Source organism: Loigolactobacillus coryniformis subsp. coryniformis KCTC 3167 = DSM 20001 (assembly GCF_002706425.1).
Taxonomy (GTDB): domain Bacteria; phylum Bacillota; class Bacilli; order Lactobacillales; family Lactobacillaceae; genus Loigolactobacillus; species Loigolactobacillus coryniformis.
In genome coordinates this window covers 234322-248206 of sequence record NZ_CP017713.1, presented here as the reverse complement: position 1 = coordinate 248206, position 13885 = coordinate 234322, and the positions used below count along the sequence as shown (strand labels likewise).

At 44.5% G+C, this 13885-nt stretch carries 12 protein-coding genes and 1 riboswitch; of the genes, 4 read left to right on the top strand and 8 right to left on the bottom strand.

All coding sequences use genetic code 11. The features are described 5' to 3' along the window. Positions 1-30: 30 nt before the first annotated feature. From LC20001_RS01180 to LC20001_RS01160, 5 genes are all read right to left on the bottom strand, one after another. Positions 31-1320 (bottom strand): MFS transporter, encoded by a 1290-nt coding sequence (locus tag LC20001_RS01180; protein WP_010011333.1) that lies wholly within the window; start codon positions 1318-1320, stop codon positions 31-33. Between the two features lie 297 nt (positions 1321-1617). Continuing rightward, positions 1618-2205: a 3-isopropylmalate dehydratase small subunit gene (leuD, locus tag LC20001_RS01175; RefSeq protein ID WP_003676883.1), complete on the bottom strand. Its 588-nt coding sequence runs from the start codon at positions 2203-2205 to the stop codon at positions 1618-1620. Between the two features lie 156 nt (positions 2206-2361). Next, complete coding sequence (gene leuC / locus LC20001_RS01170) at positions 2362-3735, bottom strand: 3-isopropylmalate dehydratase large subunit (RefSeq protein ID WP_010011332.1); 1374 nt, start codon at positions 3733-3735, stop codon at positions 2362-2364. Further along, positions 3735-4796 carry a 3-isopropylmalate dehydrogenase gene (gene leuB / locus LC20001_RS01165; RefSeq protein ID WP_010011331.1) on the bottom strand — a complete coding sequence of 354 codons (1062 nt, stop codon included), beginning with the start codon at positions 4794-4796 and terminating at the stop codon, positions 3735-3737. Before leuB ends, leuC begins: the two co-directional genes overlap by 1 nt. Beyond that, positions 4793-5959 (bottom strand): 2-isopropylmalate synthase, encoded by a 1167-nt coding sequence (locus tag LC20001_RS01160; RefSeq protein WP_010011329.1) that lies wholly within the window; start codon positions 5957-5959, stop codon positions 4793-4795. The genes leuB and LC20001_RS01160 overlap by 4 nt, the downstream gene beginning before the upstream one ends. Positions 5960-6916: 957 nt before the next feature. Between LC20001_RS01160 and thrC the strand changes: the two genes are divergently transcribed. Together thrC and LC20001_RS01150 are read left to right on the top strand one after the other, a co-directional pair. Then, a complete protein-coding gene (gene thrC / locus LC20001_RS01155) occupies positions 6917-8413 on the top strand; it encodes a threonine synthase (protein ID WP_010011328.1) in 1497 nt (498 codons plus the stop codon). 266 nt (positions 8414-8679) lie between these two features. After that, positions 8680-8937, top strand: a complete 258-nt coding sequence (locus tag LC20001_RS01150) for a hypothetical protein (protein ID WP_010011327.1) — start codon at positions 8680-8682, stop codon at positions 8935-8937. A 289-nt stretch (positions 8938-9226) separates the two neighbouring features. Here the strand turns inward: LC20001_RS01150 and LC20001_RS01145 are convergent, their stop codons facing one another. Continuing rightward, complete coding sequence (locus LC20001_RS01145; RefSeq protein WP_010011321.1) at positions 9227-9919, bottom strand: DUF975 family protein; 693 nt, start codon at positions 9917-9919, stop codon at positions 9227-9229. A gap of 420 nt (positions 9920-10339) precedes the next feature. Between LC20001_RS01145 and LC20001_RS01140 the strand changes: the two genes are divergently transcribed. After that, entirely contained in the window at positions 10340-11284 is a 945-nt protein-coding gene (locus tag LC20001_RS01140) for an alpha/beta hydrolase (protein WP_010011320.1), read from the top strand. A gap of 40 nt (positions 11285-11324) precedes the next feature. On the opposite strand, the gene LC20001_RS01135 is transcribed toward LC20001_RS01140, so the two are convergent. Both LC20001_RS01135 and LC20001_RS01130 read right to left on the bottom strand, forming a co-directional pair. Then, positions 11325-11879 carry an ECF transporter S component gene (locus tag LC20001_RS01135; RefSeq protein ID WP_010011319.1) on the bottom strand — a complete coding sequence of 185 codons (555 nt, stop codon included), beginning with the start codon at positions 11877-11879 and terminating at the stop codon, positions 11325-11327. Further along, complete coding sequence (locus LC20001_RS01130) at positions 11879-12865, bottom strand: nucleoside hydrolase (RefSeq protein ID WP_010011317.1); 987 nt, start codon at positions 12863-12865, stop codon at positions 11879-11881. Before LC20001_RS01130 ends, LC20001_RS01135 begins: the two co-directional genes overlap by 1 nt. 23 nt (positions 12866-12888) lie before the next feature. After that, positions 12889-12933, bottom strand: a riboswitch (PreQ1 riboswitch). Positions 12934-13102: 169 nt separating this feature from the next. Between LC20001_RS01130 and LC20001_RS01125 the strand changes: the two genes are divergently transcribed. Continuing rightward, complete coding sequence (locus LC20001_RS01125; RefSeq protein WP_010011315.1) at positions 13103-13885, top strand: hypothetical protein; 783 nt, start codon at positions 13103-13105, stop codon at positions 13883-13885.

Sequence of the window (13885 nt, the reverse complement as noted above, 5' to 3'; positions counted from 1 at the left end):
CAATCAATCGGAAATAGTGCCTTTTTCAACTTAACGAATCGCTTTTTGCCGTGTCTCTGGACCTAACCACCAAACAACAATAGCGGCGATCAAAGCGATCGCACTGATCATCACAAAAATCAACGATGCGCTAAACCAAGTTAGAAACGCCGCAACCGCGTACGGCATGCCGACGGTCAATAATTTAGCGGTGGCGTTAGCGATGCCGGAGCCACGGAAGCGAAACGCGGTCGGGAATAATTCCGCGACGTAGACGGCGACGACACTAGCCATTAAAACGTAAAAACAGGTCGTCAATAAGAAGCCAACGATCATCACTGCTGTCGCATTAGTTTGTACAGCGTATAGCAATCCAAAAACAGCGGTTAGAATAAAAGTAGGCACAATCAGTTTTTTTCGGTCAATACGGTCAACTAGTAAAACACCAATCAAGGCGCCGGTTGGTGCGCCTAACATCATTACCGTTGAAAAGCTCAATGAATTGACCACATTGATGCCCCGTTTGACTAATAATGTTGGTACCCAGGTCGTGAACGTATACTGACAAATGATTGTCGCCGAAACGGCAACGATGGCTACAACTAGGCTACGACCTATTTTAGGTTCGTGCGTTGCTGATGCTGCTGGTGTCGCGAAGTCAGACTGTTGGTGGGTATGGTTACCTTCCAATTGTTGAATAATCTTTTCCGCTTCCGGATAACGTTTTTGTGCCATTAGCCAGCGTGGTGATTCTGGAATGTCACGGCGCAAGATCCATAAAACGATTGCCAGCACACCAACTAAAACAAACATGATCCGCCAACTAAATTTAGGAATTAGGACTGTGCATAATAACATGGTGATCGGTGCGCCACAATTGGCGATCAACGAAGCTGCTGCACACCAGCGCCCCCGTGATTTGATTGGCGCAAACTCGTTTAACATTGAGTAGCCGGTCACAATTTCCGAGCCTAAACCCACACTACTGAAAAATCGGCAGAAGATCAGAAATATCATGTTAGGCGCAACCGCCCCCAAAAAGGTAAAGCCACCGAAGAGTAACAAATTCATTTGGTAAGCACGCCGTCGTCCATAACGATCACCAACAAGACCTGCTAGCAACGAGCCAATGAAGAGGCCCATAAAACCGACTGACAAAAAGATCGTATTTTCCATTAAGGTTGACCAGCCGGACTTTAGTAAAACACTACTGACGCCGCTAGCCATATAGACATCGATTGCATCGAGGAACATGCCACCGGAAACTAAAGCGAAAATTTTATAAAATAATGGCGTTGTAGCGCTATTGTCCATGCGCTGTTCTAATGAAGTGATTTCCATTTGCTGTTCCTCCTAGAGTTATTCAGATTTTGAGCACTAGCTACGTTTACGCTAAATTAGCGGCAAAAAATAAGCTAACAAGCTTTGCCAAACATCGCATATGCTAAATTTTTAAAAATAAACGGCACCGAGTCATCGTCTCAGCGCCGCTTTTTGTTAGTACTTATCTCATCAATATTCAGATCAAACGTGTCTAAAAAGGCAACTTTTTCCACCTAGCTACGATTATCAACGAACCACTACGTGTATCTTAAATCTAGGCTATGCTCAAAAGCTAATTGCCGTTTGCGACACACTTTACCCAAAACTAGGGATCTGTGCTTCAAAAGCTTCAATCTCTTGTTCATGGCTCATAGTCAGATCAATATCATCGATTCCGTTGATGAATTTTTCTTTCCACGTTGGATTGATATCAAAGGCAAATTCGTGATCGTTGTATTTCACCTTTTGATGCTCTAAATCAACGGTGATCGTTTCTTCAGGCGTTGCTTTGGCTAGAATATCACGCGCTGCTTGTGGTAACACAATTGGTAATAGTCCATTCTTCGTACAGTTCATGTAGAAAATATCGCTGTAACCACCAGCGATGATCACCTTGAAGCCCCAGTCTTTGATTGCCCAAGCCGCATGCTCACGCGACGAGCCGCAGCCAAAGTTATTACCGGTCACTAGGATCGTAGCCCCTTTAGAACTTGGCTTATTCAGAATAAAATCGGGATTTGGTCGACCACTTTCCTTTAAATAACGCCAATCATAAAAAGCATGGATACCGTAACCCGTTTTTAAAATGTTTTTCAGAAATTGCTTAGGAATGATCTGATCTGTATCAATATCGTTGCGCATTAAGGCAACACTTTTACCTGTTTCGATTTTGATTGCTTCCATAATAATGCCACCCTTCATTAGAGTGGTAAAAAAGGCGCCTAGATTATGGAGTATAGCCTAGCTAGGCAATAAGAGACACGAAGTGACTCGTTTGACTAGCGTAGCTATACGCAATAATCTGCCCTTTTTACCACGTTTCAAATAAATCAATACCAACTAAATCGCTTCGCTACGGATATCGATAAAGTGGCCGTGGATCGCCGCAGCGGCGACCATTGCTGGACTGGCTAAATGCGTCATTGAGCCAGCACCTTGGCGACCTTCGAAGTTACGATTAGACGTTGAGGCACAGTGCACACCAGCGGGCACTTGGTCAGGGTTCATACCTAAACAAGCGGAGCAGCCGGGTTCACGCCATTCGCAGCCAGCATCTTGGAAAATTTTAGCATAGCCGCGGCGTTCGGCTTCATCGCGAATCGCGCGTGATGCGGGGACAACTAACGCAGTCACGTTCGGTGCGATTTTCCGACCGCGCATAATGTTAGCGGCGATCTCCAAGTCGGATAAACGACCATTGGTACAGGAACCGATGAAGACAAAGCCTAGATCAATATCACGGGCTTGGCCATTTGGTTTCAATCCTTCATAGTCGTAAGCTTTTTGCATATTGATATCCACTGGTTCGGGGAATGGCTGATCGATTGGCACCGCCATTCCTGGATTCGTGCCCCAGGAAACGTATGGCGCCAATTGGGTAGCATCAAAATCATATTGTTTATCAAAGGCACTTTCATCATCAGTGTAAAATTGTGACCAATATTCGCTAGCGGCGGCCATATCTTGCGGCGCGTATTCGCGGCCGGCAACGTAATTGAACGTGGTTTGATCTGGCTTGATGATGCCTGATTTAGCGCCACCTTCGATCACCATGTTGCAGATAGTCATGCGCTCTTCCATCGACATACGGTCGATCGTGTCACCATAAAATTCGATCGCGTAGCCAGTCCCAAAATCGACACCGTTTTGTGCGATCAATGCCATGATCAGATCTTTAGCGTAAACGCCTTGTGGTAATTTACCAGTAACGTGAATGCCCATCGTTTTAGGCTTGGATTGCCAAATCGTTTGGGTGGCAAAAACGTGTTCAACTTCAGAAGTACCAATACCAAAGGCAATCGAACCGAAGGCACCGTGTGTCGAGGTATGTGAATCACCACAAACCACAACTTGTCCTGGCTGTGTCAGCCCTAATTGCGGACTGATCGCATGAATGATCCCCTGCTGCCGGTCACCTAACGCCGCTAACCGAACGCCAAATTCTTCACAATTTTTTCTTAGGGTATCCATTTGCTTGCGGGAGATCACATCTTTAACGTTGAAAATATCTTCGGTCGGTACGTTGTGGTCCATCGTGGCGAAAGTTCGCTCAGGACGCCGCACGGTTCGATTATTTTCCCGTAGACCTTCAAAAGCCTGAGGCGATGTTACTTCGTGCACAAGGTGTAGATCAACATAGATTAGTTGCGGTTGGCCCGCTTCTCCCGTAATCACATGTTTATCCCAAATTTTATCAAACATTGTTTGTGCCATTAGTACATCGCTTCTTTCGTTGTAATTTGTTCAATAATTGCGTTGGTCATTGACGTTGTGGTGGCAGTGCCGCCTAGATCTGGCGTCATGATTCCCGCTGCTAAGGTTGCCGCCACGGCTTGGGCAATTTTGTCGGCAGTCGCATTGGCTTGAAAACTGTTGCGCAACATTAACATGATCGAGTTGATCATGGATAGCGGATCGGCTTTGCCAGTACCGGCGATATCTGGTGCGGAACCATGAATCGGTTCGTATAGACTTGGACCGCTGATACCACGGCTTTCTGATGGAATCGTCCCCAGCGAACCGGTAATTGTTGCCGCTTCGTCACTCAGAATATCGCCAAATAAATTTTCAGTGATGATCACATCAAAATGGGTCGGCTGCTGCAAAATTTTCATTGCGGCAGCATCAACGTACTCGTAATCGACGGTTACAGTTGGATAATCGGGTGCAACTTGTGCGGCAATTTGGCGCCACAGCTTGCTAGTCGCTAAAACGTTAGCCTTATCAACGACGGTGACGTGATTGCGCCGTGTTTGGGCTAATTCAAAGCCCGCACGGAGGATACGCTCGATTTCACTGGCTTGATAGACCATGGTATCAATAGCGTGATCGGCAGCTAATTCACGCGGTTCGCCGAAATAAATGCCACTAGTCAGCTCGCGTACGATCACAAAATCGGTGCCGCTGACAATGTCGGCCTTTAATGGTGAACGCGGCACTAAGGCAGGTAATACCTGGGTGGGCCGGATATTGGCGAATAAGCCTAATGCCTTACGGATCGCCAATAACCCAGCTTCAGGTCGTTGCGTCGCGTTATCCCATTTTGGCCCGCCAATTGCGGCCAGTAAAATGGCATCGGCGGCCTGCGCACCCTTTAATGTCGCTGCCGGCAGCGGTTCGCCAGTTGCGTCGATTGCAGCACCACCAAACGGATAAGTTTTTAGCTGATAGTCAAAATTCGTTGCTGCAGCAGCGGCTTTTAATACTGCTAAGCCAGCCTGCATAATTTCTGGTCCAATATAGTCACCAGGTAATACTGCAATTGTTGCGCTCATGCCGAGATCACGTCCTTTTTATATTCTTGCATCATTTCATGTAATTCTGCGTCGGAAACTAACTTGGTTTGATCAGCGATTGCTTTGAAGCGTGGAAAAAGGATCCGCATATCGCCACGGTCAACGTTGTAGCCGATGTGATTTAATTTATCCATCACCGCGTGGCTGCCAGATAACTTGCCTAATGGTAAAGCCGTTGCTGGCATGCCAACAGTTTCTGGTGTCAAAATTTCGTAAGTCTGTGGGTTCTTCAAGAAGCCATCTTGGTGAATGCCGGATTCGATTGCAAAGCAGTTGACGCCGGTAACGGGCTGGTTGTTAGCCACCGCCATATCAGAGAAGCGGCTGACCATTTCACTGGTTTCTTTGGTGTATTCTAGCTTGATATTATCTTCGCATTGGTAATAATCGTGGCGTACGTAAAAGTTGGCTGCTACTTGTTCTAACGCAACGTTGCCAGCGTGTTCGCCAATACCATTGACGGTCCCTTCAACCCGCGTCGCCCCATTTTCGATAGCGGCTAATGTATTTGCAGTGGCCATCCCTAAATCATTGTGGCAATGGGAGGAAAATGTAATGTCGTCAAAGTTACTGATATGCTGGCGTAAATACTGGAATAAATGCGCAAATTCAGCCGGGTTAGTGTAACCAACCGTATCGGGAATGTTGATCACGGTAGCGCCAGCATCGATTGCGGTCTGAACTGCTTCCGCTAAGAAGTCAAGCTCTGTTCGTGTCGCATCTTCTGGTGAAAATTGAACGATATCGAAAAACTTTTTAGCATAAGTCACATGTTCAGTAATACTGGCGATGACTTCTTCCTTGGTCATATGTAGCTTATCTTCACGATGGATCGGGCTAGTAGCGATAAAAACGTGGATCTGTTTGATCCGCGCATTTTTCGTCGCTTGAACGCAGGCATCGATATCAGCCTTTTTACAACGCGCCAAACCAGTGATCATTGTGTGGGTCACCGCTTCGGAAACAGCTTTACACGCCGCAAAATCTTCCGGTGAAGCAATCGGGAAGCCTGCTTCAATAACATCAACGCCCCACTTTTCTAATTGTTTTGCAATCGTTACTTTTTGTTCAATACTAAAATTAACGCCGATCGTCTGTTCACCATCACGTAAGGTTGTGTCGAAGAATTGAATTTTTTTCATTTTTAATACGCTCCTCATTTTAGGTTTGATTTCATAAACGTGTTTGAAAAAGCAGCTTCCTGCGCCTAGCTACGTAAGTCAAACGCATCACTGCGTGCTGCTTATTGTCTTACTAAACTAGTGCTCAGAAGCTAAGCGCTTTTTCAAACACTCTCAGCAAAAAAATTAGCACCCTATCTCGGTTAAGAAATAGGGTGCTAAGCTAAATTGCTGCCTTGCGTTGAGCCCTACTTCTCTAAAACGAATAGGACTCAACACTTATATGTGTAGAGTCCTGTCTAGAGGAGGAGGGCAAAGAATAAGGAGTTGTTCGATTGATTATTTAATTGTTTCGTCATAACGATCAACTCCCTTTCAAATTGTTTTTAGTAAATTGATTTGCTTGATTTGATGTCCTTATCCTAACAATTTATTTTTTTAATGTCAACACTAATTTTAATTTAATTTTCATCTTTAACTCATCACCTACTCATGATATGCTAAATATTTCAAATGCATAAAAGTTATACACTGGAGTGAAAAAAGTACCCAGCAATATGGTATGATTTGGGTAGCGCTTGAATAACTTTACATTAAAGCAATCAAAAAACAACTAATGAATCATCAACGTCGGGCACAGACATCATTGCCTAGCTAATAAATTAACTTTAATTGTGAAATAGGGCCATGTTTCTTGCGGTGACCGAAACGGGTTGAGTTGAGGAAACGCAGTTGCGGACTGTGCAACTACGCTCCTTAATCTTTGCCACAAGAATGGTCACCGCATGCGACTTAGACTTGCCGTATTTTGGCGTAGTCTAATCGACATCGGGAAGTCAAAACTGTTTAGCAAATAAGTTCTAATAATGAATATCTGCCAAACAATATATTTAAAAACGAGTAACAGTGTAACATCTAAAATTTATTAGTGTATTTGGCTAATAAATTAACCTTAATTGTGAAATAGGAGAATTGAATATGGAAACACTTTATCGTAGTACGCGGGATGCAGCCGCCAAAGCAGTTACTGCTTCGCAAGCAATTTTACAAGGACTCACCCCTGATGGTGGCCTCTACGTCCCAGTTGAAATGCCACAACTAAACTTAGATTTTGCAAAATTAAGCACCGCTTCTTATCAAGAAGTTGCCTATACTGTCATGCAGGCTTTTTTCAGCGATTTTACGGAAGAGGAGCTGCGCGATTGTATCAACCAAGCTTATGATAAAAAATTCGACACGCCGGCGATCGCGCCGTTGCGCCAATCTCAGGACGGCTATTTTCTAGAATTGTTTCATGGGCCAACCATTGCTTTTAAAGATATGGCGTTATCGCTGCTGCCTTACTTGATGACCACTGCTGCTAAGAAAAATCACGTCGATAAGGATATTGTGATCCTTACCGCAACTTCCGGCGACACAGGTAAAGCGGCGATGGCCGGCTTTGCGGATGTTCCGGGAACGAAAATCATCGTGTTCTATCCACGTGATGGGGTCAGCCCAATTCAGAAACAACAAATGATTACGCAAACTGGTGAAAACACGGCGGTAGTTGCGTTGACCGGTAATTTCGACCAGGCGCAAACGCAAGTCAAAGCTATCTTCAATGATCAAGCGTTCCGTCAAGAATTGGCGCGCAATCATTATCAATTCTCATCAGCTAATTCGATCAATATCGGCCGCTTAGTGCCACAAATCGCTTATTATATTTATACTTACGCTCAGTTATTGAATCAAAAGGCGATCAACTTAGGCGACAAGATCAATATCAGTGTACCAACTGGTAATTTTGGTAATATTTTAGCAGCTTACTACGCAAAATTGTTGGGCTTACCAGTTAATAAACTGATCTGTGCCTCTAACCGCAATAACGTTTTGACTGACTTCTTCCATACTGGTAGTTATAACCGCAATCGTGAATTTTATGTCACCTCATCACCATCGATGGATATTTTAGTCTCCAGCAACTTAGAACGGTTATTGTTCCGCCTGACCGGCCATAATAGTGGCGAAACCAAGCGTTTGATGGATACACTGAGTACCAGTGGGCATTATGAGATCAACGAAGCAATGCGCGCTGAACTCAATGACTTTTACGCCGGGTATGCCGACGAAGCTGCCACCACTAAAGAGATCAATCGGATTTTTCGGGAAAATCAATATACGATCGACCCACACACAGCGGTTGCTTCCGCCGTTGCCCGCCAGTATCGTGCTGAAACTGGTGACAAAACATTGACCGTTACCGTTTCGACTGCTAGTCCGTTTAAATTTCCGAATACCGTGCTCGCTGCCTTAGCTGGTGAGCGCGAATCTACTGACGGTATTTTAGCCGATCAGCGCTTGGCCGATTTCATTAATTTACCGCTACCAAATGCAGTCAGCGAATTGATTGGCGCACCAGTTTTACACAAACGTGAAACCACGCCAGAACAAATGCGCAGTATCATCGCCGATATCTTAAAATTACACGCTTAACAAAACTAGAGCAGTCGTGCCCCCCTAACTCAGGTGGTACGGCTGCTTTTCTTTATCTTTACTTAAGCCCTTAAGTCTTTTCTAAGCAAATCGCTACAAATTGATCACACTTTTTTAGGGTTACTTTAAGCCAGTGTCGATAAACTGTATTTATCAACTAAAGCAAGTCAGGTTTTAATTTGACGTACTTTACCACAAAATAGACGCAACAGCTATTCGCGGTTTTCACTAAGAAACGATCAATTTAAATAAAGGGATGAACAATTATGATTCTTGATTACGATAAAAAAATGTGCAACATTATCACTGCTCAATTAGTCAGCGTAACCTATCCGCAGATCGTCGCTAAGGCAGAAAACGGTGAGCTTTTAACCATTAAGACTTCCAAAAAACAGCGTGAGGACCCGTTATTCTGGGCCGCGCTTAAAAACATATTGTCCGCTGGCTTGTGGATTCCTGTGGGCCGCCACTTCCACCAACTACTGTCCTTTGATTGGATGGTACCAGGTGCAGCGACCGTTTAGTGAAGGGAGATGTTAGCTATGTTGAGAACACTTGGAATCATTGTCGTAGCCCTGCTCACTCCTATTCTACTTGGCCAAGCCAGTGTACTCTGGATCAACCGCCAATCCAAAAATTCATCACTATTCCATAACAAAGAACCGGCGAAACCCAATGCTAAAGAAAATCATTGAACAATATGATTCAAGCGACCTGTTAGCTAGTAACTATCACGGTCACTTATATACATAAAAAGGCACTAGTAAATGGCAACAGATCGTCATTTTACTAGTGTCTTTTTGATATATCAGATTATGCAGTTGGTTGTTCATCATTAGCTGTTTGTTTTTGTGTCTTTAACTGCACCAAATCATTATAAAATGCCGCATACGTTGCTGACTGATAAGGTGCGATCCACAAGAACCCAATACCTAAGGTGAGTACTCCCAAAATATCCCAGCCTAGGAAACTCAGCATTAAAATAAAGTAATCCATTTTATGTCCATACATTAACTCGCGACTGCGCGTGATCGCTGCCAGTGGTGTTGCCGGCTTGCTTCCGGCCAATCGCTCATCTTGATAAATAAGGTACGCTTGACTGTAAGCAAAGGCCTTGATGATTCCAGGAATTAGAAACAGCAGCGACCATAACGTGGTATAAACATAGATCCCAATCGCCAAAACTAGTAGCGGCACAAACCAGCCAGCGTCAAAAGTGAAAAAAGGATCCCGAAATGGTCTAATTTTACGCTGTGGATCACGTAGCCAACGTAAGTACGTCAGCGAAACCCCCACTGCCGCTAAAGTCGCAACGATTCGGCTTAACACTTGGAATAACCACGCCAATATACTGACATCATCCCGCAACATACCTGTCCAAACAATCACAAACCACAAAATAAACGTCAAAATATTTGGTATTAAATTTAGTAAAATTGCGGTGCCCCAATGACCACGCAATAAAGCTTTTGCCTCAGCCTTTAATTCGGCTCGAGTTTTCGTCATGTTTTTCGCTCCTCGTTTTATATTCTCAGCAAGAAACCCAAGCCTGCAATTTCTTTTTAATGTCTAGAATATCGCTGACACATAAAATAATTTCTAAACACACTTTACAGTATAACTGAAAAATTAAATTGGGGGAAATAGTCAGTGTCTGCAGATTGTTATGGGCTACATAAACAATTGACCTCTGTTACCGCTAATGGTCCTGATAGGAATGTTTTACGGCGCACATGTTCTTCACTGCTTTTAGTTAGCCAATATCTTTCGACCATAGGTAGCTGCGTTTAACGCACAGCCCAAACGTGGTTAGTAGTCGCGCTGCTGGTACTTGTTACAACTAAATTAAACTGCCTACCTAGTAGGTATTTCCATGAAAACTGCGTATAATAAAGTATAACTACTCAAAAGGAAGGTGTTACTTTCATGAAAATGAGCAAACGAACTGCCGCCGAATTAGTGGCCCCCATGTTAGTGGCTTCAAGTGTCTTCGGCGCTAGTTTGCGGCTGTTCAACTATGCGTTCAAGCGCGTCGATTATGTGCCAGAAACTTCGGCTGAAAAGCAAAAATATGCCGATGCTTACTGGCAATATATGGACTGGTACAAACAGGTAAACAAGGCAACCTGGCAGCTGCACCCAAATGATGCTGCCAATCATTTAGTTGCCCATTTCATTCCGGCTGAAAATAGTAAGCGTGTCGTTGTCATTTCTCACGGTTACAAAGGCAACGGTTCAACGATGGCGAACTATGCGCAAATGTTTCATCAACTCGGCTTCAACGTCTTGTTGCCGGATAATCGCAGCCATGGCAGCAGTGCTGGTGAATATATCAACTTCGGCTGGCTCGACCGCGTTGACTACTTAGATTGGTTACAAATGATCATCGAAAAAGTTGGCCCCGAGGCAGAGATCGTCTTATTTGGTGCCAGCATGGGTGGGGCCACGGTGGAAATGATGAGTGGCGAAAAGCTGCCTACCCAAGTTAAAGCCTTGATCGCCGACAGTGGCTACTCCAGTATTGAAGCCGAATTAGCTTATTTACTGAAAAAGCAATTTCATTTACCAAAATATCCGTTTGTTCCCTTGGTTAGCCTAATCAACAAACGACGCTTAGGCTACTATCTAAACGCCGTTCAATCGACGACCCAATTGAAAAAGAATCACTTGCCGATTTTCTTCATCCATGGTGATCACGATAGTTTTGTCCCTAGCGAGATGGCCTTCGATAATTACAGCGCCACCCAAGGTCCCCGCGAATTATGGTTAGTCAAAGATGCGACCCACGTTGAAAGTTTCTGGATCGATCCAGCACGGTATCAACGTCATATTGTTGCTTTTCTAAAAAAATATTTACCTGAGCGCAAATAAAAAGCCGGCTAAGCGATTTAATGCTTAGTCGACTTTTATTTTAGTGATGCACTGCTAGTCGTGTCGTTACCACGCGGTAAACGGCGGCAACAAAAGCAACACCGATCACACGGTCCAAGTAATCCGTACCAACTTGAACGATGAAGACGGCGGCCGTTTTGCCCAGGCCTAAACCAGCTAAAAGTTGAACCAGTAAGCTGGAGCCCGATGAAGTGATACCGTTAAAAAGTAACACGGTGATCAGTGTGCTGATCAAGGTGCCAGGTAATGAAATCGCCAGTGCGCGCCACCAAACATTTTTGGCTTGTGCTTGTGGCCGATAACGATAAACCAACCCAGCGGTCAAGCCGACGATCAGTTGCACCGGTAAGTAATATAGCGAGAATAGATCGGTGGTCAAACCAGTAACTAAGCTACCCGTTAAGCCGACCAACATCCCAGCCCACGGTCCTAGACATGCGGCCGCTAAAATCGTACCCAACGTATCTAAATATACTGGTAACCGCAGCAACAACGCCAAGTTGCCGCCAACTAGATTCAAAGCCACACACAATGCCAAGAAAACTAGCACCCGTGGTTTCATTTTTCGTGCCATCATTCAGCCTCCGTATAATGTAATTGTCGTAAAATAACACTTAATTCAGGTTCCTGTGCACTTATAACCCGATTCAAGAACAATTGCCAAAAACGAAAAGCTGCGACTTCAGTTAATACTAAACTGTTGGTCGGTCGCTGCCAAAAATTAGCGGTGTCACTGATAGTTTGCCCCAGCGCAATGCCGTCCGTGACTACAGTGGTGTAACTGCTAAAACCGCAACACAAACTAGGATTGATCGCATAGGCTACGGCCAATGGATCATTGATCACGCAACCGATGACTTTTTCTTGCTGCCAATGAAAATCAAAATAAAATTGGGTGATCTGGGCGATAAAACCGCCGACTTTTGGATCTACCCGCTGCGCATAGGCCAACAAACTAGGTGTGAGCACTATTTTACGCGTTACGTCTAAACCGATCATTTTGATCGGCACCGGCATGGTCGCATAAACTTGCTGGGCCGCATCCGGGTCACACCAATAATTATATTCAGCCACTGGTGAACAATTGCCCGGACTGTGAAAGCTGCCACCCATTGACACAAACTCAGCCACATGTTGCCAAGCAGTTAGATCCTGCTGCAACGCCAACGCAATATTGGTCAGTGGGCCTAACGCGATCACAGTCACATCATGATTTGCCTGTAACGTGTGATTCAGGAAACTAACTGCACCCATGTGCGGCCGCACTTCAGTGACGTTGGCTAGCGCCGATTCGCCTAGTCCATCCATACCATGGGTGTCTTGCGCGCTAACATAGTCGCGCTTTAGTGGTTGCGTAGCGCCCATGTAAACGGGAATATCCAAACGTTGCGCCCGCTGCAAGATTTTCAGCGCATTTTCAGCACCGAGACCAGTGGGCACATTACCACAAACAATCGTGATCCCAATAACATCGAATTCCGGTGACGCCAACGCTAACATCAGCGCCAAACTATCATCGATGCCAGGATCACAGTCAATAATAACTTTTTTCGCATTCATTCTCCAACCTCTTTCTTCAATTGAGATACTTGGTTTTTTATCCTGGGAAGTTCACGAACCAGACCAGACTGACGCCTGTTTTTATAAATGCACAGTTTTAGTATACAAGTTAGCCGTAGCTTTGCCTAGCGCAGGTTGCCCCAAACAAAACTTTAAAAATAAACTATAAAAAACATATTTACGTTTGCCAACCACTTAAAACTGCTAAACTAAGTCTATTTAGAAGGGATCAAATTAATGCTCACACAGTTTATGGCGGCATTTTTAGCTATCTGTTTGCCGCTGATCGGCTATCTATTTTTACTACCTTTTTTATTCGTATTGGTGCTTACTTACCTCAATCGCAACTCTAAACAGATGTTAGTCAATCAATTCGGCCTGCAAGCCCAAGTTTATTTAGGCGGTCTAGGCATTGTTTTGCATGAAACTAGCCATCTGCTAACAGCGTTACTTTTTCACCATAAAATTATCGATTATAGATTATTAGTGCTACCCTGGCACCTCAATGCAAATTCGACCGAGCAAGCGCTTGGTTACGTCAAACACGCTGCAACTAAAAGATTTTGGCCTACAATGGGTAATTTATTTATCGGTATCGCGCCTATTTTCGGTTGCACCGCAGCGATGTACCTTAGCACCTACCTGTTATTACCAGTGACTTATCAGCGTCTAGAAACTTTTGTCACTAATCCCAGCGGCGACGCATTGCAATGGCTACTAGGTAGCTTTTCGCTTAGTTCGTTACCCTTACTGCTGATTTGGTTAGCGTTAATAACCAATATCACTTTAGGCGGTTTTGATTTAAGCCCAGCCGATTTCAAAAACTCAGCCACTGGCGTATTAACGACGCTGCTGTTAGTACTGGTCATTAGTGGTTTGATTGCGATTTTAGGTTTAAGCGACACCGCGGCCAAGCTGATCGAACATGCTGGCTTAATGATCGTCAGTTGGTTGATCATGTCTGTGATCATTAGCCTATTGCTAAATGGCCTACTACGAGTATTACGGCTGGTACATTAG

What these genes read in the sequence shown, in the direction of transcription:
- LC20001_RS01180 (WP_010011333.1), bottom strand. Translation starts at nt 1,320, where the DNA reads ATGGAAATCACTTCATTAGAACAGCGCATGGACAATAGCGCTACAACG.
- leuD (WP_003676883.1), bottom strand. Translation starts at nt 2,205, where the DNA reads ATGGAAGCAATCAAAATCGAAACAGGTAAAAGTGTTGCCTTAATGCGC.
- leuC (WP_010011332.1), bottom strand. Translation starts at nt 3,735, where the DNA reads ATGGCACAAACAATGTTTGATAAAATTTGGGATAAACATGTGATTACG.
- leuB (WP_010011331.1), bottom strand. Translation starts at nt 4,796, where the DNA reads ATGAGCGCAACAATTGCAGTATTACCTGGTGACTATATTGGACCAGAA.
- LC20001_RS01160 (WP_010011329.1), bottom strand. Translation starts at nt 5,959, where the DNA reads ATGAAAAAAATTCAATTCTTCGACACAACCTTACGTGATGGTGAACAG.
- thrC (WP_010011328.1), top strand. Translation starts at nt 6,917, where the DNA reads ATGGAAACACTTTATCGTAGTACGCGGGATGCAGCCGCCAAAGCAGTT.
- LC20001_RS01150 (WP_010011327.1), top strand. Translation starts at nt 8,680, where the DNA reads ATGATTCTTGATTACGATAAAAAAATGTGCAACATTATCACTGCTCAA.
- LC20001_RS01145 (WP_010011321.1), bottom strand. Translation starts at nt 9,919, where the DNA reads ATGACGAAAACTCGAGCCGAATTAAAGGCTGAGGCAAAAGCTTTATTG.
- LC20001_RS01140 (WP_010011320.1), top strand. Translation starts at nt 10,340, where the DNA reads ATGAAAATGAGCAAACGAACTGCCGCCGAATTAGTGGCCCCCATGTTA.
- LC20001_RS01135 (WP_010011319.1), bottom strand. Translation starts at nt 11,879, where the DNA reads ATGGCACGAAAAATGAAACCACGGGTGCTAGTTTTCTTGGCATTGTGT.
- LC20001_RS01130 (WP_010011317.1), bottom strand. Translation starts at nt 12,865, where the DNA reads ATGAATGCGAAAAAAGTTATTATTGACTGTGATCCTGGCATCGATGAT.
- LC20001_RS01125 (WP_010011315.1), top strand. Translation starts at nt 13,103, where the DNA reads ATGCTCACACAGTTTATGGCGGCATTTTTAGCTATCTGTTTGCCGCTG.